9 protein-coding genes are annotated in these 11,426 nt (G+C 41.6%); 3 read left to right on the top strand and 6 right to left on the bottom strand.

Annotated features, from left to right (window positions below; genetic code table 11):
* Nucleotides 1–76: 76 nt before the first annotated feature.
* On the bottom strand, nt 77–439 hold the full coding sequence (locus tag WS42_RS09765; protein ID WP_022160171.1) for a hypothetical protein: 363 nt from the start codon (nt 437–439) through the stop codon (nt 77–79).
* Entirely contained in the window at nt 436–732 is a 297-nt protein-coding gene (locus WS42_RS09760) for a hypothetical protein (RefSeq protein ID WP_013612569.1), read from the bottom strand. Before WS42_RS09760 ends, WS42_RS09765 begins: the two co-directional genes overlap by 4 nt.
* Nucleotides 733–956: 224 nt before the next feature.
* Here WS42_RS09760 and WS42_RS09755 point away from each other — a divergent pair, with 224 nt between their 5' ends.
* The 3 genes from WS42_RS09755 (at nt 957) to WS42_RS09745 (ending at nt 5,367) form a co-directional block, all read left to right on the top strand.
* Nucleotides 957–3,167 carry a sensor histidine kinase gene (locus WS42_RS09755; RefSeq protein WP_046451043.1) on the top strand — a complete coding sequence of 737 codons (2,211 nt, stop codon included), beginning with the start codon at nt 957–959 and terminating at the stop codon, nt 3,165–3,167.
* Complete coding sequence (locus WS42_RS09750; RefSeq protein ID WP_046451042.1) at nt 3,157–3,861, top strand: response regulator transcription factor; 705 nt, start codon at nt 3,157–3,159, stop codon at nt 3,859–3,861. The genes WS42_RS09755 and WS42_RS09750 overlap by 11 nt, the downstream gene beginning before the upstream one ends.
* Before the next feature lie 267 nt (nt 3,862–4,128).
* On the top strand, nt 4,129–5,367 hold the full coding sequence (locus WS42_RS09745) for a DcaP family trimeric outer membrane transporter (protein WP_046404210.1): 1,239 nt from the start codon (nt 4,129–4,131) through the stop codon (nt 5,365–5,367).
* Nucleotides 5,368–6,225: 858 nt separating this feature from the next.
* Here the strand turns inward: WS42_RS09745 and WS42_RS09740 are convergent.
* From WS42_RS09740 to WS42_RS09725, 4 genes are all read right to left on the bottom strand, one after another.
* A complete protein-coding gene (locus WS42_RS09740; protein WP_046404006.1) occupies nt 6,226–7,155 on the bottom strand; it encodes a bifunctional riboflavin kinase/FAD synthetase in 930 nt (309 codons plus the stop codon).
* Nucleotides 7,156–7,330: 175 nt separating this feature from the next.
* Entirely contained in the window at nt 7,331–9,871 is a 2,541-nt protein-coding gene (locus WS42_RS09735) for an adenosylcobalamin-dependent ribonucleoside-diphosphate reductase (RefSeq protein ID WP_013612574.1), read from the bottom strand.
* Nucleotides 9,872–10,147: 276 nt separating this feature from the next.
* Complete coding sequence (rimM, locus tag WS42_RS09730) at nt 10,148–10,681, bottom strand: ribosome maturation factor RimM (RefSeq protein ID WP_013612575.1); 534 nt, start codon at nt 10,679–10,681, stop codon at nt 10,148–10,150.
* Between the two features lie 10 nt (nt 10,682–10,691).
* Nucleotides 10,692–11,243: a 30S ribosomal protein S16 gene (locus WS42_RS09725; RefSeq protein ID WP_013612576.1), complete on the bottom strand. Its 552-nt coding sequence runs from the start codon at nt 11,241–11,243 to the stop codon at nt 10,692–10,694.
* Nucleotides 11,244–11,426: the final 183 nt, after the last annotated feature.

The following is an 11,426-nucleotide window of genomic DNA, read 5'->3' as shown; positions in this document are numbered from 1 at the left end:
CTTATTTTCTGCAAATTTACGCTCTTGGAACCATATAAACAACTGTACTACAATATTTTAATTTATAGAACTCCTCTTATAAAACTCCTTTTTTCTTTAACTGAGCTTCTAAAAGATAAAAATCTTTCAAATATTCAGTAAGCATTTGTTGCTTCTGTTTTTCGGATAATTTTAGTGGATTAGGATCTAATTTTTTTACACAAGTCGGAGACGAACAAACCTGCTCGTCTGCATTTATAATTTCGATCTCAATACTTTCTCCAATATGCATATCCGATTTTATCCAAAAAGTATCCAGGGCGTCATCTCCAAAACCTTTGATACCGGCAACCGATAGTTCATAGCCGTTCGAACTATTGTAAAAAATAGTGACTGATGAACGGAAGTCAGGGGTAACAACAATTTCTTCTGACCTGAATTTTATTCTGAATCCTCTCATTTCAACACACCTTCTTTTGTTAAAAATTTTTTAAGTTGATTATAGTATCCTAACATATCTTCATCTGTCATATTACTCATATATATGGTATCATACTCCATACCCTCAATAGCAGTAATTTTCACTTTGTCTCCTACAGCCAACTCTATTTTACCCCAATCCAACTTAACGCTGTTTTCTTTGTCTTCACCGAGAACAACCATATTGTCAGCTTCTACAAACACACAAACCTGCCCTTTCGGTGTGACGCAATTCATTATTTTTCCTCGAATATCTATTTGCAAACCTTTCATAACATATGTTTTTTGGCGCTTTTCACTTCAACACAACTATAACTTGTTAAAATACCTAATATTTTAAGAGGTTTTTCACCTTTATTGATGATTCCAGAAGTATAAAAATACGTTATCCACTTTTCTCACACCAGGCTGAATCATCGGAAAATGTTCGGAATTATTTCCACATTCAACAGAAACAAAAGTTGTGATTCTTTCACTTAATCTTTATTTTTAACCCGATGAAAAAATTATTTTTACATAACCCCGGCATGATCATCCTGTCGATAACCCTGTTTCTCCTGACAGAAAGCAGCTGGCTGATCTATTGGTTCCGGATTGAAGAAAAAAATTTTCGGAACGACATCAACCAGGCGATACATGCTGCTATTCAAGAAGAAGCATACAGGATAAATGAGGAGGACGACAGTTTCGTCGACTTCAGAATAGAAAACAGAATTATCATGGAGTATACTCTTCGGGGACACCATTTCAGAATAGATACCCTGCGGAAAGAAATGACCGACTTATTCAACAAACAACGTTATGATTACAATAAAAAGTTGTGGAAACTGGACAGTATAGCCCACTATTTCCGGCATTTTTGTCCGGTAACGGAATTACCCGTAATTTTCACGCGACAAGACCCGAACGGAAAGCTTATAGATCACTATCCCTCCCATCTATTGCCTCAAAGAGCTCCTGCTTTCGGCCCGCAGCAATTGGGTAATATCGAGAAAGACCAGCTGATGGCCTGGTATGATTTTCCGCTTATTTATTTTTGGAAGTATCAGAAATACGGAATTTTACTTTCATTACTTCCACTCTTCCTGGCTATTTATTATGGATTCCTGATCATAAAGAAAGAATGCAGGGAACGTAAGAACTTACGCTATATCGAGAAACAAGTTATTTTTATCCATGACCTGAAAACTCCGCTATGTACCAATCGCGATATAGAAGGCAGGATCCTGAAAAATCTGGCCACCTGGCCTCCCGAAAAAATATATGAAAAACTACAAATCAGCCGCCACCAATCGGAGCGTTTATTAAAAGAAATGCAACAAATTACCATACAGTCGGCAGGACGCTGGGGAGGAGAAATAGAAAACCGAACTTTCGATTTGAAAAAAGCACTCGAAGAACTGATCGACAACTACCGGAGTGGCCACGAAAAAGCCACTATCAATCTTGATTTTCAATTGAAAGATCCGGAAATCTTTGCCGATCCTTTTCATTTGATCCACCTGGTAGACAATCTGATCAGCAATGCGCTGAAATATGCCGGAGAAAAAGCCGAAATTCAGATTACCTGTAAACAGGAAAAACCAAATAAATTACTGATTTCGGTCAAAGACAACGGACCGGGTGTTTCCACTCATTCACGGAAACGTATTTTCAGGACCGGTTTTCATTCCAATCACCGTCACCAGAATAGCCACGGTATAGGACTTGCTTATGTGCGTAAAATTGTGCGGCAGTACAATGGACACATACAGATAAAAAGCAAAGAAAACGAGGGATCGGAATTCTGTCTCTCTCTGTGTCTGGATAAACCGAAATCATATAAAAAATCAGTTTCCTTTTCACATATATACCGCTATTTTTTCATTGCCTTATTACTGGCTGAAATGGTCTGGATGTTCAATTTATATTCAGCCGAACGGACTAATTTTGTAAACCACGAAAGCCCTTTGATCGACGAAACGATTTTTAAAATGAGTAAAAATCTTTTCCAGATACGGGATACCGCCAGGTTTCAAAACAATTGGCAGGAGAATTCAATTACGATCACCCGGGGAGTAAAAGATACGACAGTAGAGATGGGCGGGATCGTCAATCAAAGCTATGTATATGGCCGTTTATCTTATGATCTTCGGGATTCATCCTGGTGTCTCGATTCACTTGTCCACTATTATAAGAAGAGCGACCTGCCATTTCCAATTTTCTTCATCCGGAAGGACGCCAATGGAAAAATCATCGACCGGTATCCTTCCGAAGATCCGCATATCTTCCTGCCGTTTGTTTTCCGTATGCCTCTGGGGTATGTCGAGAGACACCGACTAGAGGTACAACTCGCTTATCCCTGGTTACAGCCTTTGACCACCCACAAAATTTGGCTACTATTTGCCTTGCTATCGATCTTATTGTCGGGATGGTTCACCCATTTATTGATGGCGGTCGATCGCCGCCAGAAAGCACTGATCCATCTGCAACGGAATGAAGTACAACATTTCCTTCGGGAATTACAAGTACAACTCTGTCATTTACATGGCACAGAATCGGATCACCCCTCCCCGGCTATCCCTATATCCCCACCGATCCATACCGAACTGTTACACAAAAACATCAAACAATACGAAAATATGATCATTAAAATAAATTACCTGCTGGACAAATTAACCATACTCAAAACACATCCGATGATTTTATACCACGACTATGGATACTAAAAAAATAAAAATACTGTACGCAGAAGATAACCGCATCACCGCACAAGAAACCGGGGAAGCCCTGGAAGACAACGGTTATGAAGTAAAAACAGTCTTCGATGGCGACGAAGCCTGGCTCGCCTACCAGTCTTCCCGTCCGGATGTAGTCGTACTCGACTATCAAATGCCGGGAAAAACAGGAATAGAAGTATTTTTATTGATCCGGCAATTGGATAAAAAAATTCCGGTACTCATCCTTAGCTCTTACACCGAACTATGTGCAGCCTCATTAAAAATAGGTACCAGTGACTTTGTCCGTAAGGACGGAGGTATAGACGAATTGTGTGCCCGGATCGAAGCAGCCCTGAATCGATATCCGGGACCGGAAATAACCGGCCACCCCTCAGAAAAAGTATATCAGCTATCTCCGACCAGCCGTTTCTACCCTGCAAACTCTACCCTTGAAATCGGTGACCAGCGTTACCCGCTCAAAACGATGCTTGCCGAATTATTGACTATTTTTTGTCAAAATCAGAATTCCTTTATACCGGGAACAATCATTTGCAGAAGACTTTGGAACAATGGCAACGCGTCCAAAATAAGTCTGTTACGGGATTATATCTCTGAGCTCCGGAAAATTCTGAAAGCTGATACTTCGCTGAAAATCCGTTCTTCCTATGGAAAAGGGTATTGTTTCAGTACTCCCGAAAAATAATAGTAAACGGCTAATTATTAGTACATCACATTAAAATGCAATTACTCTGTTTTTATAAATGGTTATGGATCAAAAGTATCGTTTCATTCTTAATCTATACTTGTTTTATATATAACTGCCAAAAATTATTCTCAGCTTATACAGAGTTATAAATTCTTTAACCAATCACAACCTACTTTATAGTATTTCCTTTCTACTTTTTCGCTCCCTAAAGCGTATATACTCCATAACAAAAATGAAAATGTAAAAAACTAAATAGGTAGGATTATGAAAAAAAAAGTTTTAATCGTATTATTTTCTGTGTTTGTGGCAGGGATTTATGCACAAGCACAGAAAATAAATGTCGTATCGGTATCGAAAGAAAGGGATATCCATAATTTCTATACCATGATGAAAGAAGCCTTTCCACTGGCTTACAATGACCCGGCAGCTCCACGCTTTATTTTCTTCGATGACAACAAAAATTTTATTTTCGGTGTCGGGGGATACGTTCAGTTGTCAGGAGTTTACGACTTTAACGGCGTAGAAGATTACAATTTTTTTACAACTTCGACTATTGCCATGAAAGGACATCAACCCGGTGCCAGTTACGGTATGACAGTCGGACAATCCCGTTTGTTTTTTAAATTAGTAGGCAATACGGATGTAGGACGTTTAGTGTCTTATATCGAAATGGAATTCCAGGGGCCGCAGAACACCCCGAAGCTCCAGCAAGCTTTCGTACAATTCAAAGGTTTTACGCTGGGACAAGCCTGGAGTACTTTCGGCGATATGACAGCCGTACCTACAACTATCGATGAAGAAGGACCGAGTAGTGGTATCGAAATCCGTCAGCCGATGCTTCGGTATACTTACCATATCAACGATCGATGGCAATCTTCTTTAGCCTTGGAATATGCCAAAGCATCGTATACAACCGGGAAAAATGCCGAATCCATCCGGCAGAAAGTTCCGGATATTCCTTTGAACATACGCTATACGATGAAAAACGGGAGCCACGTTCAGGTAGGAGCTATCTTAAGAAATATCAGTTATAAAAATGTAGTGAAAGATAAGGATAAAATCAGAACCGGTTGGGGTGTTATGGGGAGCGGTAAATTAAATATCACCTCATCGACCAGTTTTCTGTTTCAGGCCGAATATGGTAAAGGGATTGCCAATTACATTCAGGATATCTCGGGTATCGGTTATGACCTGATCCCGACAGCAGACGACAATGGAAATCTGAAAGCTCCCGGTATGTGGGGCCTGTTCGGCGCTTTCCAACACAATTGGAATCCTAAGCTTTATTCGACGATCACCTACAGTTATGCCCGGCTTGAAGCCCGCGGCAACCTGGAAGGGGATACTTACAAATATGCACAATATGCAGGAGCTAATCTGTTATGGAATTTTACGGAATTCGGAACTACCGGTATAGAATATGTTTTCGGACGCCGTAATAATTTCAACCACAACTATGGCAATGCCAGCCGTATCAATGCTATGATTCAATATCGGTTCTGATTATTTACCGAAATAGATCGGCAGGAAGAAAGCCAAAAGGTTTGAGTTTATAAAGTTCATAAAATTAGTATTCCCCCTGCTTAGCACCTTGTTTATAGGACTTTCAGTCCAGGTCGGTCGCATTAACGACCGTAAGGAAATGACCGCAGATTCAGAAACTCTAAACTTTATGAGCTTTATAAACTAATTTAATTCTAGAATTATTCCGGTATTTGTTCGTCTTCGGTGTTCATGTTCGGTGACCCGGTCGCTTCTGTCGGTCATCTAGCTTTTTCTTTCACTGACCGGCGGAACTCCTCACTTCGTTCGTCAGACACCACCGGTCGGGCGTTCAGAAAAAGCAAGACGACACTCGCCAGAGCTCCAATGGTCTCCGAACACGATCACCTTCGACTGATCTTATCACTTCATGGAAAACGAATCAGGATCTGAAAAATAGAAATCACAACGGAATAAGGGTTTTCCATTCCTTATGTCAGAAATCGAATTAAAATCAAAGGTACTGAAGACGCTCCGATAAAGTAACTCAGCAATCCATATCACGATAGAGGTGATCCGATATTTCATTTTACAAAACTTTCCTTATTCTTCCTTTGCTCTGTAGCGCAAACGGAAGATGCAGGGTTTTGTGCCGGAAGACCCTTGGAGCAGGAACGAGGGTCCGGTTAGGTTTTCCGAACGCCCGACCGGTGGTGTCTGACGAACGAAGTGAGGAGTTCCGCCGGTCAGTGAAGGAAAGCCTTAACGGACCGTTCCAGGCGACCGGGTCTGACGACACAGAACCCGAAATCGGAATAGAAAGAAAAAATAAAACCTACCTTTTTTCAGAACCCGCTAATCAGGTTTACAGGGCAAACGTCATTGCTGTAGCAACACCGATACTTCCTGACGGTCCTTTTTCAGCTGTTCGCTCAATTCGTCGATTCCGTTGAATTTCCGTTCACCCCGGATACGGGCAATAAGTAAAAGCCGGATTTCTTTACCATAGATGTCGGCATCGAAATCAAAGATATTCACTTCGATCCGCACTACGCCGGAACAACTGACTGTGGGGCGTACGCCAATATTGAGCATACCACGATATTCTTGTCCTTCAACCTTCACTTTTACAGCATACACTCCGGCGGCCGGCAATAGTTTACGGTCATCGTTCAACCGGATATTGGCGGTCGGGAAACCCATACTCCGTCCTATTTTATCACCGGTAACAACTTTTCCACTAACAGAATACGTATACCCCAGAAATTCATTTACCCGATCGATATCTCCGATTTGCAGAGCATTCCGGATTTTTGTGGAACTGATATTGATTTGGTTCTCTTCATATACTTCTTCCTGTTCGAGGTAGAAGTGATAACGGTCAGCTAATTCTTTCAGTTTTTCAAAAGTTCCCTCCCGGTTTTTCCCGAAACGATGGTCATACCCCACGACCAAACCTTTTAAACCGATTTTATCGACCAGGATATGACGTACAAAATCTGCATATTCCAATTCGGCCAGCGAACGGGTGAATTGCAGGACGACCAGATGTTCCACTCCATAAGTGGCGAGAATAGCAGCCTTTTCCTCCAAAGTGGTCAAAATCCCCGGCCTTTTTTCCATCGGATAGAGTACCTCCCGGGGATGGGGCTCGAAACTGATGATAACAGTCTCTCCCTTCAAATTCCGGGCCACTCTTTTCAGTGACTCGATCACCTGCACATGCCCTTTATGCACTCCATCGAAACTACCGATGGTTACTACCGGATTGACTATTTGTAAATTTTCGGTTCCGTAATGTATCTGCATCTCAAAAAGTGAAAAGTGAAAAGTAAAAAGTGCTGTCATACACCTTCAACTCTCCGGTTAGGAGGACAAAAATACGAAATTGTTATTATAGTGATAGCGGTTACACCGGTTTATTTGCAATTCAGCCTAAACCCATGTAACCGCTATCCGCCAAATATTCGGAGGAGTGATTATTCTATCCGCACTTCGATGTTCCGCAAGTTTTACAGATCAGACAACCTTCCTGATAAACCACCGGAGAGCCACAATTCTCACATTTTTCGCCGGTAGCCTCTGTTCCATTGGGAATATATTTCTTTAAGGCTCTTTCGACGCCATTCTTCCAGGTATTGATATTTTCATTATCGAATTCCATAGAAGCCACCAGTTCTACAGCCTGATGCACCGGCATACCGTGGCGTAAAACCCCGGAAATCAATTTGGCATAATTCCAGTATTCTTTATCGAACTTATAAGACAACCCTTCTACCGTCGTTTTAAAACCCCGTTTGTTCTGGAACTGGAAATCATACCGGGAATTTCCTTCAGCATCATAATGCTTGACGATCTTACCCGAAGTAACCGCTTTAGGCAGCATAATTCCTTCCTCATCATCGGCGATACCGGTAAATATCTCATAAGGCCGACCGTTATACAAACCGATAAAAGCAATCCATTTTTCTTTGTTATTCTGGAAACGCACGACATCGGCATCCAGTTCCATCGGACGTTTTGCCGGCATTTCATTAGGACTAGTAGTCTGTTTTTTATCTTTATTAGACACCAATACACCGGCCCGTGAACCGTCGCGATAGACCGTACATCCTTTACAACCGCTCTTCCAGGCTTCGATATAAAGATTACCGACCAATTCTTCGGTTACATCCGAGGGTAAGTTGACCGTAACACTGATAGAATGGTCCACCCATTTCTGCACCTGTCCCTGCATACGTACTTTAGCCACCCAATCGATATCATTGGAAGTTGCTTTATAATACGGCGACTGTGCTACCAATTCATCGATTTCTTCGTCGGTATAGCATTTAGTGGTATCATAACCATTCGCTTTCATCCAATCAGCGAACTTGTGATGGAAAACGATAAATTCCTCATAGCTATCCCCTGACTCATCCACAAAATCGATATGTACGTTCTGATCGTTCGGGTTTACCTTTCTTCTCCGTTTGTATACAGGCAGGAACACAGGTTCGATACCGGAAGTCGTCTGAGTCATCAGGCTTGTCGTTCCGGTTGGTGCGATCGTCAGACAAGCAATATTCCGGCGTCCGTACTTCACCATTTCGGCATACATGTCAGGATCGGCCTCGCGTAAGCGCTTGATGAAGGGATTATTCTCCTCACGGCGAGTATCGTAAATCTTAAAAGACCCTCTGTCTTTTGCCAGATGTACAGATGCCCGATAAGCTTCGACCGCTAAAGTCTTCTGAATATCCACAGCAAAATCGATCGCTTCTTCACTTCCATAACGCAGACCCAAAGCAGCCAGCATATCTCCCTCGGCCGTAATACCCACTCCGGTCCGCCGGCCTTCTTTCGCTTTCTGTTTGATTTTCTCCCATAAGCGAATTTCTACGCCTTTCACTTCTTCACTCTCAGGATCTTCGTGTACCTTATCCAGAATAGCATCGATCTTCTCTAATTCGAGATCGATAATATCATCCATTATCCGCTGAGCGATAGCTACATGTTTCTTGAACAAAGGGAAATCGAAAAAGGCTCCTTTAGTAAACGGATTCTGTACATAGGAATACAGATTTATAGCCAGCAGCCGGCAAGAATCATAAGGACATAAAGGAATTTCACCGCAAGGATTGGTAGAAACCGTACGGTATCCTTTATCTGCATAACAATCGGGTACACTTTCGCGGATGATCGTATCCCAAAAAAGGATACCGGGTTCAGCCGATTTCCAGGCATTGTGTACAATTTTATTCCACAATTGGCGTGCATTGATCTGTTTCCGGTTTTTCGGTTCATCGGAATAAACCGGATATTTTTGTTCATATTCTTCGTCGTTGATCACCGCCCGCATAAATTCGTCATCGATCTTCACGGATACATTCGCACCTGTTACTTTCCCTTCGGTCATCTTTGCATCGATAAAGCTTTCCGAATCAGGATGATTGATCGACACACTCAGCATCAAAGCCCCACGCCGACCGTCCTGAGCAACTTCCCGGGTAGAGTTAGAATATCGCTCCATAAACGGAACGATACCGGTAGAAGTCAATGCAGAATTTTTTACAGGCGAACCCTTCGGACGGATATGAGACAAATCATGTCCCACTCCACCCCGGCGTTTCATCAGTTGCACCTGTTCCTGATCGATTTTCATAACTCCACCGTATGAATCCGAAGGACCTTCATTTCCAATCACGAAACAATTAGAGAGAGAAGCGATCTGAAACTCATTTCCGATACCGGTCATAGGACCTCCCTGCGGCACAATATATTTAAAATCCCGTAATACCTCAAAAATTGTATCCTCACTCAGCGGATTCGGATAACGGTTTTCTATTCTGCTAATTTCTTTGGCTAACCGACGATGCATATCATCGGGATTCTTTTCAAAAATATTCCCATAAGAATCTTTCAATGCATACTTATTCACCCAAACCCGAGCAGCCAATTCATCGCCGTTGAAATAATTCAATGAACTCTGAAACGCTTCTTCTTGCGTATAAGTATCCTTCCCCTTTGTTTCGTATTCATTCATAGCATATTGATTTAATAGATTTTTTCTGCATTAGGATATTGCAAATATATAGAAAAATAGATCAAAGATGATAACTTTTCTCCATGATTTTTTCGACAAGTTTTCCAAAACAAACAGACAACCATTTATTTATCAACAAAATAAAAAGTTACCAACAGGTTAAAAGTTTTCCAAAATATAGTTTTGGTGAATAACAAAAATGAAACAAACAAGTATTTTAACAGAAATAGTTTTCAACAAGAGGACACCCGGAACAAGCATCGGAAAACAGAGTTGTCAATTCAATTCTACAAGTTCCCGGGGAATCTGCACCAGCAACCGGCTATGCTCGAAGTCGATCTTGCAGATATAATTTTCGGAAAAGGGTAAAAGAATCTCCTTATTCATAATGGAAACCGTCAGCACAACATTACCGGAATAATCGGCAACATCCGCTACTTCTCCTGTTTCTTCGGAAACCTGATCTTTCACTTCAAAACCGATTAATTCGAAAATATCATAACCCGATTCTTCCGGTTCCTGTCCCTCCAGCAATTCTTTTTCGAAGAGGACTTCACATCCGACAAGCCGTCCTGCCTGGGCTAAGGTATCGACATAGTCGAATTTTACAATATAAGAAGTATGATTACGGACCGTCAAGCCTTCATCAGCTATAAAAAAAGGAACCGGCGCTCCGTCCAAAAGGAGGAACACCGGTTCGTCTGCATATTTTTCGAGCAGATCGCTATCGGTAGTAATAACCACTTCCCCTTGCAGGTTATGTGTTTTTGCAACTTCTCCGACTTTAAAGCAATCTTCCCGTGTAATCATTACCAGAAAATTATTCAGCAGCAGGAGCTTCGGCAGCAGCTTCCTCAGCTGGAGCAGCAGCAGCTTCTTCTTCAGCTTTCTTAGCAGCTTCGGCAGCAGCTAATTCAGCTTTTTTCTTAGCAATTATTTCTTCTTTCGCAGCACGAACTTTAGCTTCGGCTTCCAAAGCAGCTTTAGCAGCTGCATCACCGGCCTGAGCCAATTTCTGAATTTTAGCCTGTATTTTAGCTTCTTTTTCTTTCATCCAGGCTTCAAATTTAGCTTCAGCAGCAGCTTCATCAAAAGCACCTTTTTTAACGCCTTCCAACAGATGTTTTTTCAACAATACACCTTTATAGGACAGGATTCTTGAAGCAGTATCGGTAGGCTGTGCACCAGTCATCAACCAATACAAAGCTCTGTCGAACTTGAGATCGATAGTAGCCGGGTTAGTGTTCGGATTATAAGTTCCGATTTTCTCAATGTAACGACCATCGCGTGGTGCTCTACTATCTGCTATCACTACATGATAGAATGGACGACCTTTACGTCCGTGTCTCGCTAATCTGATTTTTGTAGACATTGTTTCTAATTAAAAAATTAATACTCTCCCCATACTCGATAGGGATTGCAAAGATATATGAAAAAGCCGGAAGTAAAAAATGAATATCAAAAATATTTCACCCGGAGTATATCTAAAACCGAATATCCCCACTCTCAACCTTCTAAATACCTACATATTGGTATTTAAAAAAGTGAAAATAAG

This window comes from Odoribacter sp. N54.MGS-14, assembly GCF_000980295.1.
Taxonomy (GTDB): domain Bacteria; phylum Bacteroidota; class Bacteroidia; order Bacteroidales; family Marinifilaceae; genus Odoribacter; species Odoribacter splanchnicus.
The sequence above is the reverse complement of the archived record's forward strand: the minus strand, read 5'-3'. Positions and strand labels throughout refer to the sequence as shown.